Source organism: Tepidimonas charontis, assembly GCF_007556685.1.
Taxonomy (GTDB): domain Bacteria; phylum Pseudomonadota; class Gammaproteobacteria; order Burkholderiales; family Burkholderiaceae_C; genus Tepidimonas; species Tepidimonas charontis.
Genome location: NZ_VJON01000014.1, coordinates 37,039 through 55,808, shown reverse-complemented (window position 1 = coordinate 55,808; position 18,770 = coordinate 37,039). Strand labels below are relative to the sequence as shown.

Annotated in this window: 19 protein-coding genes; 10 read left to right on the top strand and 9 right to left on the bottom strand. The window is 68.9% G+C overall.

The features are described from left to right. Positions 1-168, bottom strand: a 168-nt coding sequence (locus Tchar_RS14315) for a transposase (RefSeq protein ID WP_201739312.1), incomplete at its 3' end; no start/stop codon positions are given. 51 nt (positions 169-219) lie between these two features. Here Tchar_RS14315 and Tchar_RS14000 point away from each other — a divergent pair. Next, positions 220-366: a hypothetical protein gene (locus Tchar_RS14000; RefSeq protein ID WP_236640283.1), complete on the top strand. Its 147-nt coding sequence runs from the start codon at positions 220-222 to the stop codon at positions 364-366. A gap of 121 nt (positions 367-487) precedes the next feature. On the opposite strand, the gene Tchar_RS05975 is transcribed toward Tchar_RS14000, so the two are convergent. After that, positions 488-1,693 carry an MFS transporter gene (locus Tchar_RS05975; RefSeq protein WP_161595459.1) on the bottom strand — a complete coding sequence of 402 codons (1,206 nt, stop codon included), beginning with the start codon at positions 1,691-1,693 and terminating at the stop codon, positions 488-490. Between the two features lie 232 nt (positions 1,694-1,925). On the opposite strand from Tchar_RS05975, the gene rplU reads away from it, so the two are divergent. The 4 genes from rplU to proB all read left to right on the top strand — a co-directional run bounded on the left by rplU (position 1,926) and on the right by proB (position 5,040). Further along, entirely contained in the window at positions 1,926-2,237 is a 312-nt protein-coding gene (gene rplU, locus Tchar_RS05970; RefSeq protein WP_144328152.1) for a 50S ribosomal protein L21, read from the top strand. Positions 2,238-2,251: 14 nt separating this feature from the next. Continuing rightward, positions 2,252-2,509 (top strand): 50S ribosomal protein L27, encoded by a 258-nt coding sequence (gene rpmA, locus Tchar_RS05965; protein WP_144328151.1) that lies wholly within the window; start codon positions 2,252-2,254, stop codon positions 2,507-2,509. A 121-nt stretch (positions 2,510-2,630) separates the two neighbouring features. Next, positions 2,631-3,719, top strand: coding sequence for an Obg family GTPase CgtA (cgtA, locus tag Tchar_RS05960; protein WP_144328150.1), 1,089 nt, complete (start codon positions 2,631-2,633; stop codon positions 3,717-3,719). Positions 3,720-3,927: 208 nt separating this feature from the next. Continuing rightward, positions 3,928-5,040: a glutamate 5-kinase gene (gene proB / locus Tchar_RS05955; RefSeq protein WP_236640290.1), complete on the top strand. Its 1,113-nt coding sequence runs from the start codon at positions 3,928-3,930 to the stop codon at positions 5,038-5,040. A 15-nt stretch (positions 5,041-5,055) separates the two neighbouring features. Here the strand turns inward: proB and Tchar_RS05950 are convergent, their stop codons facing one another. Both Tchar_RS05950 and Tchar_RS05945 read right to left on the bottom strand, forming a co-directional pair. After that, on the bottom strand, positions 5,056-5,562 hold the full coding sequence (locus Tchar_RS05950; protein WP_144328148.1) for a CNP1-like family protein: 507 nt from the start codon (positions 5,560-5,562) through the stop codon (positions 5,056-5,058). Between the two features lie 10 nt (positions 5,563-5,572). Further along, positions 5,573-6,424 carry an RNA pyrophosphohydrolase gene (locus Tchar_RS05945; protein WP_144328158.1) on the bottom strand — a complete coding sequence of 284 codons (852 nt, stop codon included), beginning with the start codon at positions 6,422-6,424 and terminating at the stop codon, positions 5,573-5,575. Between the two features lie 127 nt (positions 6,425-6,551). On the opposite strand from Tchar_RS05945, the gene Tchar_RS05940 reads away from it, so the two are divergent. Continuing rightward, the gene (locus Tchar_RS05940) at positions 6,552-8,297 is read left to right on the top strand and encodes a proline--tRNA ligase (RefSeq protein ID WP_144328147.1); all 1,746 of its coding nucleotides are present in this window, start codon (positions 6,552-6,554) and stop codon (positions 8,295-8,297) included. A gap of 128 nt (positions 8,298-8,425) precedes the next feature. Further along, positions 8,426-9,061 (top strand): lytic transglycosylase domain-containing protein, encoded by a 636-nt coding sequence (locus tag Tchar_RS05935; protein ID WP_236640282.1) that lies wholly within the window; start codon positions 8,426-8,428, stop codon positions 9,059-9,061. A gap of 61 nt (positions 9,062-9,122) precedes the next feature. Here the strand turns inward: Tchar_RS05935 and Tchar_RS05930 are convergent, their stop codons facing one another. The 5 genes from Tchar_RS05930 to hemA form a co-directional block, all read right to left on the bottom strand. Further along, positions 9,123-10,127, bottom strand: coding sequence for an AAA family ATPase (locus Tchar_RS05930; protein WP_144328145.1), 1,005 nt, complete (start codon positions 10,125-10,127; stop codon positions 9,123-9,125). 127 nt (positions 10,128-10,254) lie between these two features. Then, on the bottom strand, positions 10,255-10,581 hold the full coding sequence (gene grxD, locus Tchar_RS05925; RefSeq protein ID WP_144328144.1) for a Grx4 family monothiol glutaredoxin: 327 nt from the start codon (positions 10,579-10,581) through the stop codon (positions 10,255-10,257). A gap of 39 nt (positions 10,582-10,620) precedes the next feature. After that, positions 10,621-11,556 carry a peptide chain release factor N(5)-glutamine methyltransferase gene (gene prmC, locus Tchar_RS05920; RefSeq protein ID WP_144328143.1) on the bottom strand — a complete coding sequence of 312 codons (936 nt, stop codon included), beginning with the start codon at positions 11,554-11,556 and terminating at the stop codon, positions 10,621-10,623. Continuing rightward, positions 11,549-12,658 carry a peptide chain release factor 1 gene (gene prfA / locus Tchar_RS05915; RefSeq protein WP_144328142.1) on the bottom strand — a complete coding sequence of 370 codons (1,110 nt, stop codon included), beginning with the start codon at positions 12,656-12,658 and terminating at the stop codon, positions 11,549-11,551. The genes prmC and prfA overlap by 8 nt, the downstream gene beginning before the upstream one ends. Beyond that, positions 12,655-13,968 (bottom strand): glutamyl-tRNA reductase, encoded by a 1,314-nt coding sequence (gene hemA / locus Tchar_RS05910; RefSeq protein ID WP_144328141.1) that lies wholly within the window; start codon positions 13,966-13,968, stop codon positions 12,655-12,657. The genes prfA and hemA overlap by 4 nt, the downstream gene beginning before the upstream one ends. Positions 13,969-14,015: 47 nt before the next feature. Between hemA and Tchar_RS05905 the strand changes: the two genes are divergently transcribed. The 3 genes from Tchar_RS05905 (at position 14,016) to Tchar_RS05895 (ending at position 18,711) form a co-directional block, all read left to right on the top strand. After that, positions 14,016-14,279, top strand: a complete 264-nt coding sequence (locus Tchar_RS05905; protein WP_144328140.1) for a hypothetical protein — start codon at positions 14,016-14,018, stop codon at positions 14,277-14,279. A gap of 86 nt (positions 14,280-14,365) precedes the next feature. After that, a complete protein-coding gene (locus Tchar_RS05900) occupies positions 14,366-18,265 on the top strand; it encodes a DUF3683 domain-containing protein (protein ID WP_144328139.1) in 3,900 nt (1,299 codons plus the stop codon). Beyond that, entirely contained in the window at positions 18,262-18,711 is a 450-nt protein-coding gene (locus tag Tchar_RS05895) for an HIT family protein (protein ID WP_144328138.1), read from the top strand. The genes Tchar_RS05900 and Tchar_RS05895 overlap by 4 nt, the downstream gene beginning before the upstream one ends. Positions 18,712-18,770: the final 59 nt, after the last annotated feature.

Here is an 18,770-nt window from a genome sequence, read left to right as displayed (position 1 = left end):
GCCATTTCTGCCTTCTGTCCGTTCGTGTGGCGACGCCCCCAGAAATTCGCTCATCTCGCCTTCCAGAACTTCCTGCAGCGCTTCCTTCAGCAGCGCCCTCATCAGGTCGCGGTCCCCCGCAACGGCTTCCACTGCCGACAACTTCGTCTTATGCTTGCTCGTGGTCATGGTTTGCCCTCCTTCAGGGTTCAAGGTCGATCTCGCAATCAACCTCTTACCATGACCACCCGCCCGCTTACTACCCCAGGCGATTTTGCACACAAGTCAGCACACTACCCCGACCGGCTGATCGACCGCCCACGCCCCCATGTGGCAGCGGTGCCGGCCGGAGTGGCCGCTGCCGGTGACGTCGGCCGCGCGCCGTAATCCCACAGCAGCGTCTGTGCAGAGCGCCGAGCACTGGAGCGGCCGCAGGGTCGCCGCCAGCGCTCGATGCAGCGGTGTGGCCCCGGCGTGTTGGGCCGCTGCGGGGCTGGGGTCGGCTGGGCTACGTGCGCCGTCCCGCCCGGGCCCGTGCCAGCAGTACCAGGCACAATGAGGCCACCCCGATCAGCAGGGCGGCAAACCCCAGGCGCGGCGCCCATTGCAGCGCGGCACCCGCCAGCGACGGGGCCAGCACCCCGCCCAGCGTGTAGGCCATCACCAGCACCGCGGTGCTGTTGACCAGGGTCACGCCGCGCTCGCGCGCCCCGATGTCGATCATCGCCAGCGTATAAAGACAGCCGCCCGCGCCGCCCCACAGAAACGCCACCGGCCACGCCAGCCAGGGCGTCGCGGCCACCCACGGGATGGCCAACGTGGCCAGCCACGTGATCGCAGCGCACACGCGCATCAGACGCAAGCGCGCGCCGGCAGCGCCGCCGCGCCGCTCGCTGCGGCGGCCCAGCCGATCGGCCAGCCACCCCGCCGGCAGCATCAGGGCGGCGCTGCCCAGTCCGCTGGCCGACACCAGTAGCGCCGCTGCGGCGGCACTCAGCCCCAGCGCCAGCCCATACAGCGGCAGGATGGACGTCAGGCCGCTTTCGAAGAAGCCGCCGCAGAACCCCGCCGCCATGATCACCGGGTGTGCGCGCAGCGCCTGCCACACGCCGCGCCAACCGACGATGGCCGTGTGCGCGTCGGCGGCGGGGGGTGGTTCGGGGACGGCCAGCAACCACAGCAGGCCAAGGGCCATCAAACCCACCGCCAGCATCCAGGCGCTGGAGCTGGCTGGCCCGACGGCCGCCAGCAAGGCCGGGCCGATCACGAACGTCGCACCCACCATGGTCTCGAAGAGGCCGACGGCGCGCCCGCGCAGATGCGCCGGTGCGAACTCGGCCACCAGCGCTTCGGCCAGGATCCAGCGCAGACCCGACGCCATCCCGGCCAGCAGCTTCAAGGCGAACCACAGCGGCAACGCCGCCTCGGTGGGCAGGGGCAGCGCGTAACCCAGGCCGGCCAACACCGGCACCGCGCCGGACAGCCACAGCGTTCGCTGGCGCCCCAACGCGCGCGTCAGCGCCGAGGCAAACGGCGTCACCACCAAAATCCCCACCCAGGCGCTGGCGGCAAACAGCCCAATCAGCGCCGTCGGCGCCCCCAGCGTCGTCAGCCGCAGCACCAGCCACGGCGTCAGCATGAAATAGCCGACCAGCTCGAAAAAGGTGGCGCCGAAGATGGCCCACAGGCCACGCACCGGCAGAGAAACGGACATTGCGCTCATCAGGGGGGCAGCATAGCGCGTTCGCGCATCGGGGCCGCGGGCAGGCGCGGCCGCCGTCAGCGCTGCGCGATCGTGCTCGCCTTCGAGGGGCGCGCTGCAAGTGGTTTTGGTTGTACAATTGCAGGTTCCGCGGAAAAGCCCGTGCCGGGGCGGTTGGGTGTCTGCCCAGATCGTCGAGGCGCGGGTTGGCGCGGGAGCCTGTCCCTTTTCGATGAGGAAACCTATGTACGCGGTCATAAAAACCGGCGGCAAGCAGTATCGCGTTGCTGCCGGCGAAAAAATCAAGGTAGAACAGATCGCTGCGGACGTAGGCCAAGAGATCGTGATCGACCAGGTGTTGGCCGTGGGCAACGGCGCCGACATCCGGGTGGGCACCCCCTTGGTCAGCGGCGCAACGGTCACGGCCACCGTCGTGGCGCATGGTCGGGGTGAGAAGGTGCGCATCTTCAAGCTGCGGCGCCGCAAGCACTACCAAAAGCGCCAGGGCCACCGGCAAAACTACACCGAGCTGCAGATCGGCTCGATCAACGTCTGACGAGGTGATCCACCATGGCACAGAAAAAAGGCGGCGGCTCCACGCGTAACGGCCGCGACTCCAAGCCCAAGATGCTGGGCGTGAAGGTCTTCGGCGGCCAAGACGTCAACGCCGGCGCGATCATCGTGCGCCAGCGTGGCACCCAATTCCACCCAGGTACCGGCGCCGGTATCGGTAAAGACCACACCATCTACGCCACCGTCGCGGGCAAGGTGCAGTTCGCCGTCAAAGGCGCGCTCAACCGCAAGGTGGTCAACGTCATTCCGGCGTAACGCCCGTCGTTTGGCGGGGGCTTCGCCCCCGGGCCCGCGGCTGGCACGCACGCTCCGTCTGCCTTGGGCCCGCCCGTGCGGGCCCAAGGCGTTTGGTACGCCTCAAGGCAGGAGCCGTCCGATGAAATTCGTCGATGAAGCCTGGATCGACGTCGCCGCGGGCGACGGCGGCAACGGCTGCGCCTCGTTCCGGCACGAGAAGTTCAAGGAGTTCGGCGGCCCGGACGGGGGCGACGGTGGCCGTGGCGGCCACGTGTGGGCGCTGGCCGACGAAAACCTCAACACCCTGGTGGACTACCGCTACACACGCCGCTTCGAGGCACAGCGCGGCGAACACGGGCGCGGCTCCGACCAGTATGGCGCCAAGGGTCAGGATGTGGTGTTGCGCATGCCGGTGGGCACGGTGATCAGCGACGCCGACACCGGCGAGGTGCTGTGCGAGCTGTTGCACCCGGGCCAGAAGGTGCTGATCGCCCGCGGCGGCGAGGGCGGCCGCGGCAACCTGCACTTCAAGAGCTCGACCAACCGCGCACCGCGCCAGAAAACCCCGGGCCAACCGGGCGAGCGCCGGCGCCTGAAGCTCGAGCTCAAGCTGCTGGCCGACGTCGGTCTGCTGGGTATGCCCAACGCGGGCAAATCGACGCTGATCGCTGCGGTGTCCAACGCCCGCCCGAAAATTGCCGACTATCCCTTCACCACGCTGCACCCCAATCTGGGGGTGGTGCGCGTCGGGCCGGAGAAGAGCTTCGTCATCGCCGACGTGCCGGGGCTGATCGAAGGCGCCGCCGAGGGCGCCGGCTTGGGCCACCAGTTCCTGCGCCATCTGCAGCGCACCCGCTTGCTGCTGCACATCGTCGATGCGGCACCGTTCGACGACAGTGTCGATCCGGTGGCGCAGGCGCGCGCCATCGTCGCCGAGCTGAAAAAATACGACCCCGCGCTGGCCGCCAAGCCGCGCTGGTTGGTGCTCAACAAGGTCGATATGTTGCCGCCTGAGCAGCGGGCGCAGCGCGTGCGCGATATCGTGCGCCGGCTGCGTTTCAAGGGCCCGGTGTTCGAAATATCGGCCTTGACGCGCGAGGGCTGCGAGCGCTTGATGCAGCAGGTCTACGAATACGTGGCGCGCGAGCGTGCGGCGGCGGCGCCTGCGCCCGTCGATCCGCGTTTCGACCCAGCCGCCTTGCCCGGGACAGCGCCCACCGCTGGTTGAGCGTAGCCACGCCGCGGCTGCCCGTGCGCGGCCCCGTGCCCGTCGAGCCGACTCTCATCGCATCGACCATCGCCCCCTGTCTCTTTTTTTCTCGGTCACTCCCATGCGTTCCGCCGCTGCCACTGCCGACTCCACATCTGCCGCCGACCAAGCCGCGCTCGACCCCGCCACCGGCTTGGCATCCCCCAGCCGCGCGCCGGCGCAGGTGTTGCGCGCGGCGCGGCGCATCGTCGTCAAGGTGGGCTCCAGCCTGGTGACCAACGAGGGGCGCGGTCTGGATGAGGGCGCCATCGGCCAGTGGAGCCGCCAGCTCGCGGCCCTGGTGCGCGAGGGGTGCGAGGTCATCATGGTCAGCAGCGGCGCCATCGCCGAGGGCATGAAGCGCCTGGGCTGGCACACGCGCCCCAAGGAATTGCACGAGTTGCAGGCCGCCGCCGCCGTTGGGCAGATGGGACTGGCGCAGATGTACGAGACCAAGTTGCGCGAGCAGGGGGTGGGCAGTGCGCAGGTGTTGCTGACGCACGCCGATCTGGCCGACCGCGAGCGCTATTTGAACGCCCGCTCGACCCTGTTGACCTTGCTGGCGCTGGGGGTGGTGCCGGTCATCAACGAAAACGACACCGTCGTCAACGACGAGATCAAATTCGGCGACAACGATACGCTCGCCGCCTTGGTGGCCAATTTGGTCGAGGCCGACCTGCTGGTGATTCTGACCGACCAGCGCGGCCTGTACACCGCCGATCCGCGCAAGGTGCCCGACGCCGCGTTCGTGCACGTGGCGCGCGCCGGCGATCCGCGGCTGGAAGCCATGGCCGGCGGCGCCGGCAGCCGCGTCGGCACCGGTGGCATGATCACCAAGGTCCTGGCGGCCAAGCGCGCGGCGGGTTCCGGTGCCTCCACGGTGATCGCCTGGGGGCGCGAGCCCGACGTATTGCTGCGGCTGGCGCAGGGCGAGCCGATCGGTACCTGCTTGGTGGCCGATGCGCCCAAGCTGCAGGCGCGCAAGCGCTGGATGACGAGCCAGTTGCAACTGCGCGGCGCGGTGACGGTGGACGCGGGGGCGGTGGACAAGCTGCTGCGCGAGGGCAAGAGCCTGCTGCCCATCGGCATGGTGGCGGTGGAGGGCGACTTTCAGCGTGGCGACGTGATTGCCGTGCGCGCACCCGACGGGCGCGAAGTGGCGCGTGGGTTGGCCAACTATGCCGCCGCCGAGGCGCGCCTGTTGTGCCGTCGCGCCTCGGCCGAGATCGAGCGTCTGCTGGGCTACGCCGCCGAGCCCGAAATGATCCACCGCGACAACCTGGTGGTGACGGCGAGCTGACGCCGGCCGACGCGCTCAGTCCGCGACGCGGCCCGCGCGCAGCGCGCGCAACATGTCGCGCGGCTGTCCGTTGGGGGTGGCGCCGTCGCACAAGCCCCCGCGCGCCAAGGCCACCGCCGGGCGCGAGGCGAATTCGCCACCCAAGGCGCGCCATGTCGGCTGCGGGTGGTGTTGCCACTGTCCCGGCGGCCCGGGGTTCCAGTGGGCGTAGGTCTTGACCTGTGCGGTGGCGCAGCGCAAGCCCTCGTACCACGCATTGAGCGCACCGCTGGCGCTGCGCGCCACGATCACGTAGCGAATCACGCCATCGGGCCCCAGCGTCAGCGAATCGGGGTCGAGTCCAAAGCGTAACTCGCTGGCCACCGACGGGGAAAAGGGCACCAGTCCCTCGGTGCGCAGGGTCGGCGGGGGCGCCGGTGCTTCGGCTTCCTGCCAATCGCGGTTGGGATCCGTCAACAGTTGCGCGTGCGCCGTCAGCGCCAGCGCAGCCAGCAGGCCGGAAATCAGAGGATGCCAACGCATGCGCGGCCTTTCACGTCGAGGGCGCCGAGGTCGGCGGCGAGGCGGGTTCGGTGCCGGCGGACGCGTCGGCGTCGTCGTTGCCTGCGCGGGGCGTCCCGCTGGCGCCCCAGCGCCGGGGCAGGGCGTCGGGGTGGGGGTCGAAGCTGCCGCCCGGTGGCAGCTCCAGATGAGGCGGGGCCGCCAGATGGGCCGGCAGCGACCGCCAGCGTGGGCTGCCCCGGTCGCTCGCGTGGGCGGCGGGCGCAAGCTGCGACGGATTATCCCCACCCGGCTGCGGCGATCGACTGCGGGTGCCCCCGGTTGTCGGCGCCTCATCCGGGCGGCGCTCGCGCCGCTCGCCGCGCAAATAGCGGTTGCGTGCCTCGCGCCGCCGTCCGTCCTCGCCCTGCAAGGGCGGCAGATAGCGGGCCAGTTCGCGCAGTGCGCGCAGATACACGTCGCGCTTGAACTCGATCACCAAGTCCAGCGGCACCCAGTAATCGTTCCAGCGCCAGGCGTCGAACTCGGGGTGGTCGGTGGCGCGCAGGTTCAGATTCCAGTCGCCGCCGATGAGACGCAGTAAAAACCAGATTTGCTTTTGCCCGCGGTAGTGTCCGCGCGACTCGCGGCGGATGTAGCGGTCCGGCACCTCGTAGCGCAACCAGTTTCGCGTGCGGGCGATGAGCTCCACATGTTCCGGGCGCAGGCCGATTTCCTCGTGCAGTTCCCGGTACATGGCCTGTTCCGGGGTCTCGCCGCGGTCGATGCCGCCTTGCGGAAACTGCCAGGAGTGGGTGCGGATGCGCTTGCCCCAGAACACCTGGTTCTTGTGGTTGAGCAGGATGATGCCGACATTCGGCCGAAAGCCGTCTCTGTCAAGCATAATCAACCCCAAATTCGAAAACTGCATCGATTATGCATCGTCGGCCCGCGCTTGGGTAGGTGGCTCGGATCGGTTCCGGCCTAAGGCCGCAAGCGGCGCTGCGGTGTGTGGTCGAGCCCCACCGTCCATGAGAGCATCCCAATTTCACATCGCCACCCTCAAAGAAGCCCCGGCCGACGCCGAAGTCGTCAGCCACCGTCTGATGCTGCGCGCCGGCATGATCAAAAAGCTCAGCGCCGGCATCTACACCTATATGCCCATGGGGCTGCGCGTCATCCAAAAGGTCGAGCGCATCGTGCGCGAGGAAATGAACCGCGCCGGCGCCATCGAGTTGACGATGCCGATCGTGCAGCCGGCCGAACTCTGGCAGGAGACCGGGCGCTTCGACAAGATGGGGCCGGAGCTGCTGCGCATCCGCGACCGGCACCAGCGCGACTTCGTCATCCAGCCCACCAGCGAGGAGGTCATCACCGACATCGCGCGCCAGGATCTGCGCAGCTACAAGCAGTTGCCGAAAAATTTTTACCAGATCCAGACCAAGTTTCGTGACGAGCGGCGGCCACGCTTTGGCTTGATGCGCGGGCGCGAGTTCATCATGAAGGACGCCTACAGCTTCGACCGCGACGCCGCCGGCGCCCAGCGCAGCTACCAGATCATGGCGCAGGCGTACCGGCGCATCTTCGATCGCTTCGGGTTGCGCTACCGCGCCGTGGCAGCCGACAGCGGCGCCATCGGCGGCGACCTGAGCGAGGAGTTTCAGGTCATCGCCGCCACCGGCGAAGACGCCATCGTCTACTGCCCCACCAGTGACTACGCGGCCAACCTCGAAAAAGCCGAGGCGCTGCCGCCGGCTGGGCCGCGCCCGGCGCCCACGCAGCCGCTGACCAAGACGCCGACCCCGGGCCGCAGCACCTGTGCCGAGGTGGCCGAACTGCTCGGAGTGCCGCTGTCGCGCACGGTCAAGTCGATCGTGCTGGCCACCGATGAGATCAACGAACGCGACGAAATCGTCGCCACCCGCCTGTGGCTGCTGCTGCTGCGTGGCGACCACGATATGAACGAGGTCAAGGTGGGCAAGCTGCCCGGCTTGGAGCTGGGTTTTCGCTTCGCCACCGAAGCCGAAATCCTCGAACACTTCGGCTGCCGCCCGGGCTACCTGGGGCCGGTGGGCCTGCGCCGGCCGGTGACCGTGGTGGCCGACCGCGAGGTGGCGGTGATGGCCGACTGGATCTGCGGCGCCAACGAGGTCGATCACCACTACACCGGCGTCAACTGGGGGCGCGACCTGCCCGAGCCAGATCGGGTGGCCGACATCCGCAACGTCGTCGCCGGCGACCCCTCGCCCGACGGCAAGGGGATGCTGGCCATCGAGCGTGGCATCGAAGTCGGCCATGTGTTTTACCTGGGCACCAAATACAGCCGGGCCATGAACGCCACCTTCCTGGACGAGGACGGCAAGCCCAAGCCGTTCGAGATGGGTTGCTACGGCATTGGCATCACCCGGCTGCCGGCGGCGGCCATCGAGCAGAACCACGACGAGCGCGGCATCATCTGGCCGGACGCGATCGCGCCGTTCACGGTGGTGATCTGCCCGATTGGCATGGACCGCAGCGCAGCGGTGCGCGAAGCCGCCGAGCGGCTGCACGACGAACTGGCGGCGCAAGGGGTGGACGTCATCCTGGACGATCGCGGTGAGCGCCCGGGGGCGATGTTCGCCGATTGGGAGCTGATCGGCGTGCCGCACCGCGTCACGTTGGGCGAACGTGGCTTGAAAGACGGCTTGGTGGAGTACCAGCACCGGCGCGATACCCAGGCCACGCCGGTGCCGCTGGCTAACATCGTGGCGTGGTTGCGCGAGCGCATTCAGGCGTGACGGTGGCGCCCCTGAAGGTGGCGCGGTGGCCGTGCATGCGAGCCTTGGCCGCCCCGACGCGCAGCGCTGGCCCCCACGGTGCCCGCGCGGGCGGCGCAACGCGGCACGGGCCGGACGGCGGGCTGCGGATGGCGCGTCGCACCTGGCTGGTGCACGCGGCACGCGCGCTACTGGCCACGCCGGCGCTGGTGGGCGGCGTCGGCCGTGTCCACGCGGGCGCGCAGATCGAGGAACCGCTGTCGGATGCGGTGCGCCACGCCCTGCGTGCCGCCGTCGAGCAGCTCGACCCTCCCGAGCCGGTGTTCGACAGCGCCGCCCAGCGCGTGGACTATCTGCGCTGGCTGGCCCAGATGAGCTGGCGCCTGCGCCGGCGCCAACCCGAGTTGCAGGCGCGCACCGACTTTTTGCAAACCGTGTGGTATGAGAGCCGCCGTGCCGGCCTGGACACGGCCTTGGTGCTCGGACTCATCGAGGTGGAGAGCGGTTTTCGCAAGTACGCCATCTCGCGCGCCGGGGCGCGCGGCTATATGCAGGTGATGCCGTTTTGGACGCGCCTGATCGGCGACGGCGACGCCGACAAGCTGTTTCATTTGCAGACCAATCTGCGCTACGGCTGCGTGATCCTGCGCCACTACCTGGACCGCGAGCGCGGCGACCTTTTTTTGGCTTTGGGGCGCTACAACGGCAGCCGGGGCCGCGCCGAATATCCGAACGCGGTCTTCGCGGCGCGCCGCCGCTGGCAGTGGCCGCTCGCCGAGCGCTGAACGCGCACGGCGGGGGCGAGCGCAGCGGCCCGGCCGGCGTTCGCCGCACAGGCAGCCAGCCCTAGGTCAAAAAGCCGATGCGCGTGTGCTTGGACGAAGCGCTGGGCAGATCCTCGACGCTGAGCGCGTCGCGTCCGGCCAGCCGCGCGTTGCCAAATGCCGTCATCAGCGCACGGCGCATCTCGCGCGGAGCCAGGTTGGCCAGGCGGTCGAGCACGTCGTCGCTGGGTTGCTCGTCGAACAACCGTCCCCAGTCGTGTCCGTCGCGTAGGCGCTGATACAGGCGCAGCGCGATGCGGCGTGCCTGCTCCGGCGTCGGCGGCGCGATCTCGAACACGTTCATGCGGTTGAGGATCGGCTCCGGAATGCCGCGCTCGTCGTTGGCGGTGGTGATCCAGATCACCTGGCTGGCATCGATCGGCACCTCGGCGAATTCATCGACGAAGCGCTGCGCGGTTTGCGGCTCCAGCAACCCATACAAAGCCCCGAGCGGGTCGTACTGCGCGTCGCTGGCCTTGTCGATCTCATCGACGACGATCACCGGATTGGCGTAGTTGCCCTCCACCAGGGCCTCGAAGACCTTGCCCGGCTTGGCTCCCTTCCACTGCGACGATGAGCCCGACAGCAGCCAGCCGGCGGTCATCGAACTCATCGGCACCAGCGTCATTTCGGTGGCCAGCAGCTCCGCCAGCTGCTGCGCGAAATGGGTTTTGCCCACGCCGGGCGGACCCAGCAGCAGCAAGGGCGTGATCTCCAGGCTGTCGCTGCTGGCTTGCGCCAGCGCCACGTGGCGCTTGACGTCGTCGAGCACCTCGTGGAAGTTGGGCAGCTGGTCGTACAGCGGTGCCATGTCGGGCACGCCCGAGGGTTTGACCGCGAAGCGCTCGGGCCCGCGATCGAGCATGCGTTCGTAGGTCTGGGCCAGGGCAGCGTGTTCGCGCTCGTTGCTCTGGGCTTTCAAGCGGCGCAGCCGCTGATGCACATCCTCGGGATTGAAGACGGTGCGCACGCGCGCAATCGGCAGGCCGCGCGGCGCGGCGATGGCGGGAACAGCATCGGCGTCCATGACAGACCTCCTTCCGGGGTATCCGCAAACGGTGTCGCTTTCATTGAAGCACACCGCGTGCCAGCGACCCCATCCGGGATTGCCCGGATGATGCGCCTGCGCCACATGCCGCGCCGCAGGCGCCGGGTCAGTTCGTTGGAGTCGCCAGCCGCTGCTGCAGTTCACCCGACTCGTACATCTCCATCATGATGTCGGAGCCGCCGATGAACTCGCCGCGAATGTAGAGCTGGGGGATGGTCGGCCAGTTGCTGTACTCCTTGATGCCTTGGCGGATCTCCGGGTCGTCCAGCACGTTGACGGTGACGATGTGCTTCGGATCGACGCCGCAGGCTTTGAGGATCTGCACCGCACGGCCCGAGAAGCCGCACATGGGAAAGCTGGCGGTGCCTTTCATGAACAGCACGATGTCGTGCGATTTGACGAGTTGGTCGATGCGTTGTTGGACGTCGCTCATGGCGCGGATGCTCGAAGGTGGTATGGGATGATGCGGCAATTATCGCCCGCTCTTGGTGGGCGTGTGGGGCGTGCACGGGTGCGGCCCCGGCGGGCTTGCGGCTTTCGGATCGGCCAGCCAGCGCCCGCCGGCACAGCGCCACTGTCCGCCCAGATCGCGCCGCCGTGCCACGTCGGCAAAGCCGCGCGCGCGCAGCCGCTCGGTTACGGCTTCGCTCTGGTCCCAACCATGCTCCAGCAACAGCCAGCCACGGTGGCGCAGATGCGCTGGGGACCCATCGACCAAGGTGCGCAGGTCGCGCAGACCATCGGGGCCGGCCACCAGCGCCAGGCGCGGCTCATGGCGCAGCGCCACCAGGTGCGGATCGTCGTCGCGCACGTAGGGCGGGTTGCTCAGGATCAGGTCGAATCGTGTCGGCGCGGGCTGGGTGTGCCCCCACGGGCGCCAGTCGTCCCACCAGTGGCCGTGCAGCCAGCGCACGGGCAGGCCCAGACGCTGGCCATTGGCCGCCGCCACCGCCAAGGCGTCGGTGCTGACGTCCAGCGCCCACACCTGGGCGTCGGGTCGCGCTCGTGCCAGCGCCAGCGCGATGGCGCCGCTGCCCGTGCCCAGATCGAGCACGGTCGGCGCCGCCATGTCCCGCATGACTTCCAGCGCCCAGTCGACCAGGATTTCGGTGTCGGGCCGCGGGTCGAGCACGCGCGCGTCCACCTGCAGCGTCACGCCGTAAAAGCCGCGTTCGCCCGTGATGTAGGCCAGCGGTTCACCGGCGGCGTGGCGCCGGCAGGCGGCGCGAAAGCGTGCCCAGGCTTCGTCTGTCAGTGGTGCGTCGTCGTGCGCCAGCAGCCAGGCGCGCTGCTCGGGCGGGCGCTGCAAGGCGTGCAACAGCAGCCACTGCGCGCTCAGGCGCGGCAGCCCCAGCGCCTCGGCCCAACGCAGCGCGGCGGCCAGGTTCGGCGGCACGGCCTCAGGCATGGCTGGCGCTGGCCTCCAGCTCGGCCATTTGTTGCGCGCCGCGCGCCAGTTGCAGGGCGTGGATCAATTCGTCGAGCTCGCCTTCCAGCACCGCCGGCAGCTTGTACAGCGTCAGGTTGATGCGGTGGTCGGTGACGCGGCCCTGCGGGAAATTGTAGGTGCGGATGCGGTCGCTGCGGTCGCCGCTGCCGATGAGGTCTTTGCGCGTGGCCGCGGTGCGCGCCTCGCGCTCGCGGCGTTCGCGCTCCTGCAGCCGTGCCAACAACACCTGCAGCGCCTTGGCGCGGTTGCGGTGTTGGCTGCGGTCGTCCTGGCATTCGGCCACCAGCCCGGTGGGCAGGTGGGTGACGCGTACCGCCGAGTCGGTGCGATTGACGTGCTGGCCGCCCGCGCCGCTGGCGCGAAAGGTGTCGATGCGCAGCTCGACGGGGTTGAGCTGCACCGCTTGCGCCTCGTCTGGCTCGGGCAACACCGCCACCGTGCAGGCACTGGTGTGAATACGGCCTTGCGATTCGGTGGCGGGCACACGCTGCACACGGTGGCCGCCCGACTCGAAGCGCAGCCGCCCGTAGGCACCATTGCCGATGATGCGCAGCACCGCCTCGCGCACGCCGCCCAGGTCGCTGGCCGACTCGCTGATGCGCTCGACGCGCCAGCCTTGCGTTTCTGCGTAGCGTGTGTACATGCGCGCCAGCTCGGCGGCAAACAGGGCCGCTTCCTCGCCGCCGGTGCCGGCGCGGATTTCGACGAAGGCGTTGCGTGCGTCGTCGGGGTCGCGCGGCAGCAACAGGGTCTGCAGCTCGGCCTCCAGTGCGGCGCACTGCGCTTGCAGCGCGGTGGCCTCATCGCGCGCCAGCGCGGCCAGCGCGTCGTCACCGCTGTGCTCGGCCTCTTCGGCCATGGTCTGGGCCACAGCGGCGTCGGCTTCGCAGCGCAAATAGCGCAGATAAGGCTGCACGATGGCGTCGGTGTCGGCGTGCTCGCGCGTCAAGGCGCGAAAACGCTCCAAATCGGCGGTGGCGTCGGGCGCGCCGAGCTGGGCGTCGAGTTCGTGCAGACGCAGACGCAGGCGCTCCAGCGCCGCGCGGACGAAGGGCTTCATGGGCGAGCGGCAGGGGGGGCGTCGGCACCGCCGGCATGGGGGGCGCGGCCACGCAGGAACAGGCGTGCCACCAGTTCCGCGGTCTGCCGCCGGCTGTCGTCGTCGCCGCTGTGCAGTTCGGCCAGGGCGCCGTGCAGCATCTTTTGGGTCAGACCACGCGCCAAGCCGTCCAGTACCGCCTCGATGTCGTCACCACGCGCCAGCCGTCGGCGCGCCCGCGCGACTTCGGCGGCACGCCAGGCATCGGCTTGCACCTGGAGGTCGCGAATCAACCCCACCACGCCGGCGTGTGGATCGCGCTGGCGCAGCCAATGCATGAAACTTTGCACCCCGGCGTCGATGATGGCTTCGGCCTGCGCCACCGCGGCCTGGCGGCTGTCCTTGCCGGCCTGCACCACGGCGGCCAGGTCATCGACCGTGTAGAGATAAACGTCGTCGAGCCCCTTGACCTCGGCCTCGATGTCGCGCGGCACCGCCAGGTCCACCATGAAGATGGGGCGGTGCCGGCGCTGGCGCAGCGCGCGCTCCACCATGCCCAAGCCGATCAGCGGCAGGGTGCTGGCGGTGCAGCTGACGACGGCATCGAATTCGTGCAGGCGCTCGGGCACGTCGGCCAAGCGCATGACCTCGGCGCCGAAGCGCGCGGCCAGCCGTTCGCCGCGCTCGAGCGTGCGGTTGGCAATGGCCATGTGGCGCGGTTGGCGCGCGGCGAAATGGGTGGCAGCCAGTTCGATCATCTCACCGGCGCCGATGAACAGGATGCGGATCGTGCGCAGATCTTCGAACAGTTGGCTGGCCAGGCGCACGGCGGCGGCGGCCATGCTGATCGAATGGGCACCGATATCGGTGCTGGTGCGCACCTGCTTGGCCACCGCAAACGAGCGCTGAAACAGTTGATGCAGCGTGGTGCCCAGGGCGCCGGCCTGATCGGCGGCGCGCACCGCGTCTTTGAGTTGCCCGAGGATTTGCGCCTCCCCAAGCACCATGCTGTCCAATCCGCTGGCGACGCGAAACGCATGCCGCGCCGCTTCGTCCTCGCGCAGCACGTAGGCGTGGCGCAGCAGTACGTCGGGCGGCACGCCGGCGGTGTCGGCCAGCCAGTGCGCGGTGGGCTCGATCAGTGGCTCGTCGCTGGCGCAGTAGAGTTCGGTGCGGTTGCAGGTGGACAACAGCGCAGCCTCGGGCTGGCGCGCCAGGCTGGCGCGCAGGCGCCGCAGGGCGGGCGGAATTTGCTCGAGCGTGAACGCAAACCGTCCCCGCACATCGAGCGGAGCGGTTTGGTGGTTGATGCCCAGCGCCCAGACTGCCATGACGGAATTATAAAATTGCCCGATTTGTGAGCGCTGTGGCCGTCTTCATGCATGCCATTGATTTGTTGCTGCCGGCTTGGGGGCTGGCGGTGCTGCTGGCGCCGTGGGCGGCGGGTCGGCGCCGCGCCGCCCCGTGGGGCGCGCAGGCCGCCGCGTGGGGGCGGGTCGTGCTCGTGCTGGGCGCGCTGGGCTCGGCGGTGTTGCTCGCCGGGCTGTGGTGGAGCGGGCGCGATGGGCGTATGGCCACCTATGCCGCGCTGGTGACGGTGGTGGGTACGGTCGCCGGGTTGTGGCGCGCGCGGCGTCGCTGACCCTCACGCCGGGTCGGCCTCTTGCGCTGCGCTAACATCGACGGCCCGGTTTGTCGGTCGCTGCGGCGACGCCCTGGTTCCGTCTCATGAACGCACCCACCCCCGTCCAGCATCTGCTCGAAGCGGCGCCCGAGGCGCCGCGCCTGCGCGAGATTCCGTACAACTACACGTCGTTTTCCGATCGTGAGATCGTGTTGCGTCTGCTGGGCGCACGCGCCTGGGACGTGTTGCAGCGGCTGCGCAGCGAACGCGCCACGGGGCGCTCCGCGCGTATGCTCTACGAGGTATTGGGCGACATCTGGGTGGTGCAGCGCAACCCTTACTTGCAAGACGATCTGTTGGCCAACCCCAAGCGACGCGCGGCGCTGATCGGAGCGCTGCACCACCGTCTGTCCGAAATCGAAAGACGCCGCCGGCCCCAGGAAGACCCGCAGCGCGACCATCTGGTCGGCGAGCTGCTGGAGCACGCGCGGCGCGCCGTGCAGGCGTTTGCCGATGCCTTCGATGAAATGGCAGCGCTGCGGCAGCGTGCGCTCAAGGTGTTGCGGCGCCACACACACAAGGACAACATCAAGTTCGATGGCTTGAGCCGCGTCAGCCACGTCACGGACGCCACCGACTGGCGCGTCGAATATCCCTTCGTCGTGTTGACGCCCGACAGCGAGGCCGAGATCGCCGGCCTGGTGCAAGGCTGCATCGAATTGGGGCTGACCATCATCCCGCGCGGCGGCGGCACCGGCTACACCGGTGGCGCCGTGCCGCTGACCTGGAAGAGCGCGGTCATCAACACCGAAAAGCTGGAGGCGATGACCGAAGTCGAGCACGTGGCGCTGCCGGGGCTTGAGCAACCGGTGCCCACCATCTGGACCGAGGCCGGCGTGGTCACGCAGCGCGTGGCCGACGCTGCCGAGCGCGCCGGCTACGTCTTCGCGGTCGATCCGACCTCGGCCGAGGCGTCGTGCATCGGCGGCAACATCGCCATGAACGCCGGTGGCAAAAAGGCGGTGCTGTGGGGCACGGCGCTGGACAATCTGGCCAGCTGGCGCATGGTCACGCCCGACGCCCAGTGGCTGGAGGTGCTCCGCATCGGCCACAACCTGGGCAAGATTCACGACGCCGAGCTGGCGCAGTTCGAGCTGCGTTACTTCGCCGCCGACGGCACGACGCTGCTGCGCACCGAGCGGCTCGACATCCCGGGGCAGGCCTTTCGCAAGGCCGGGTTGGGCAAGGATGTCACCGACAAATTTTTGAGCGGCTTGCCCGGCGTGCAAAAAGAAGGCTGTGACGGCATCATCACCAGCGCGCGCTGGGTGGTGCACCGGATGCCTGCGCACACGCGCACCGTTTGCCTGGAGTTTTTCGGTAACCCGAAGGATGCGGTGCCGGCCATCGTCGAGATCAAGGACTATCTGTTTGCCGAGCAAAAGCGCAGCGGCACACTGCTGGCCGGCCTGGAGCATCTGGACGACCGTTATCTGAAGGCGGTGGGCTACAGCACCAAGAGCAAACGCGGCACGCTGCCCAAGATGGTGCTGATCGGCGACATCGTCGGTGACGATGCGGACGCCGTGGCGCGGGCCGCCAGCGAAGTGGTGCGGCTGGCCAATGCGCGCTCGGGCGAAGGGTTCGTGGCCGTCAGCGCCGAGGCGCGCAAAAAGTTTTGGGCCGACCGCAAGCGCACCGCGGCCATCAGCCGCCACACCAACGCCTTCAAGATCAACGAAGACGTGGTGATTCCGCTGGAGCGCATGGGCGAGTACACGCTCGGGGTGGAGCGCATCAACATCGAGCTGAGCCTGCGCAACAAGATTCGCCTGTGCGACGAGTTGGAGTGCTTCTTTGCCCGCGGCGCGCTGCCGCTGGGCAAAGCCGAAGACCCCGCCGACAGTCCCAGCGCCGAGCTGCTGGCCGAGCGCTGCGCGCAAGCGCTGGAGGTGGTGCGTGCAGCGCGCGCGCAGTGGCTGGGTTGGCTGCAGGGGCTCGACGCCCCGGGCGAAGGGGGGCGCACGGTCTTCGAGCTGCTGCAAGACCACACCTGGCGTGCCAGCTGGAAGCGCCAGATCCGCCAACCGCTGCGCGACCTGTTCACCGGCGCCGTCTTCGCCCCTGTGCTGGCCGAGTGCGACGCCATCCACCGCCGCGTGCTCAAGGGGCGGGTGTGGGTGGCGCTGCACATGCACGCCGGCGACGGCAACGTCCACACCAACATCCCCGTCAACAGCGACGACTACGACATGCTGCGCACCGCACACGAGGCGGTGGATCGCATCATGGCACTGGCGCGCAGCCTGGGCGGGGTCATCTCGGGTGAACACGGCATCGGCATCACCAAGCTGGAATACCTCACCGACGAGGAGCTGGCGCCGTTTGCCGCGTACAAGCGCCGCATCGACCCGCAGGGCCACTTCAACCGCGGCAAGTTGCTGCGCACGCCCGATGCGCCCGACGTGCGTGCCGCCGACCTGCGCGACGCCTACACGCCCAGCTTCGGGCTGATGGCGCACGAGTCGCTCATCATGCAGCAAAGCGACATCGGGGCCATCGCCGACAGCATCAAAGACTGTCTGCGCTGCGGCAAATGCAAGCCGGTGTGCAGCACCCACGTGCCGCGCGCCAACCTGCTGTACAGCCCGCGCAACAAGATCCTGGCCACCAGCCTCTTGATCGAAGCCTTCCTGTACGAGGAGCAGACGCGCCGTGGCGTCTCGATCCAGCACTGGCAGGAGTTCGAGGACGTGGCCGACCACTGCACCGTCTGCCACAAATGCCTGTCGCCCTGTCCGGTCAAGATCGACTTCGGCGACGTGTCGATGAACATGCGCAACCTGCTGCGCAAGATGGGGCAGAAATCGTGGCGGCCCGGCAACGCGCTGGCCATGGCCTTCCTCAACGCCACCCAGCCCGAAACCATCAAGCTGATGCGCACGCTGATGGTGGACGTGGGCTTCAAGGTGCAGCGCCTGGCCAACGAGGTGCTCAAACGCGCGGCCCGCCGCCAGACGGCAGCCCCGCCGGCGACGGTGGGCCCGGCGCCGGTGCGCGAGCAGGTCATCCACTTCATCAACAAGAAGATGCCGGGCGGCTTGCCCAAGAAGACCGCGCGCGCGCTGCTGGACATCGAGGACAAGGCCTACGTACCCATCATTCGCGACCCTCAGCGCACCAGCGCCGATGCCGAGGCGGTGTTTTACTTTCCCGGCTGCGGCTCGGAGCGGCTGTTCAGCCAGGTCGGCCTGGCCACCCAGGCCATGCTGTGGCACGTCGGCGTGCAAACCGTGCTGCCCCCGGGCTATCTGTGTTGTGGCTACCCGCAACGCGGCTCGGGCCAGTTCGACAAGGCCGAGAAGATCATTACCGACAATCGGGTGCTGTTTCACCGCGTGGCCAACACCCTCAACTACCTCGACATCAAAACCGTGGTGGTCAGCTGTGGCACCTGCTACGACCAGCTGCAGGGCTATCGCTTCGAGGAAATCTTTCCCGGCTGCCGCATCATCGACATCCACGAGTTTTTGCTCGAGAAGGGTGTCCGGCTCGAGGGCAAAGAGGCCTACCTCTACCACGACCCCTGCCACAGCCCGATGAAGCTGCAGGACCCGCTCAAGACCGTCAAGGCCCTGGTGGGCGAGACCGTGCTGGCCAGCGACCGCTGCTGTGGCGAGTCGGGCACGCTCGGCGTCACCCGACCCGACATCTCCACCCAGGTGCGCTATCGCAAGGAACACGAGCTGCGCAAAAACGCCGCCCAGTTGGCCGAGCTGGCCGAGCGCAATGGGGCCGCCACCCCGACTGGCAAGACCAAGATCCTGACCTCGTGCCCGAGCTGCCTGCAGGGCCTCAGCCGCTACGGCGAGGACCTCGACAATGGCCTACTCGAGGCCGACTATATCGTGGTCGAGATCGCGCGCCAGATCCTGGGCGAAAACTGGCTGCCGGAGTATGTGGCGCGCGCCAACGCGGGTGGCATCGAGCGGGTGCTGGTATGAGCGCCGCCGCAGCCCCCTGTGCGCTGTGCCGCGACGACGGCGGGCTGCTGCTGTGGCGCGACGGCGCCTGGCGCGTGGTGCGCGCGCTGGGCGCGGAAGTGGCGGGTGCGCCGGCGTGGTACCGCGTCATCGCCAGCGCCCACGTGGCCGAATGGTCGGACCTCGACGAGGCAGCGCGTGCGCGTGCCATGGCACTGGTCGTCACCGTCGAGCGCTGCCTGCGCCAAACCCTGGCGCCGACCAAGGTCAACCTGGCGGCGCTCGGCAACCTGGTGCCGCACCTGCACTGGCACGTCATCGCCCGCTTCGATTGGGACCCTCATTTCCCGGCGCCGGTGTGGGCGCCGCCGCAGCGCGCCGCCGATCCCGAGCGGCTGGCGGCCGTCCATGCCGAGCTGGCGCGCTGCGACGCCGCCATCGTCGCCGCTCTGTCCGCACCGGGCTAGCGGTCGAAGGAGGATCCTGTGCCGGTTCTGCGCCGCGTGCGGGCGCCGTCCTGTCAACC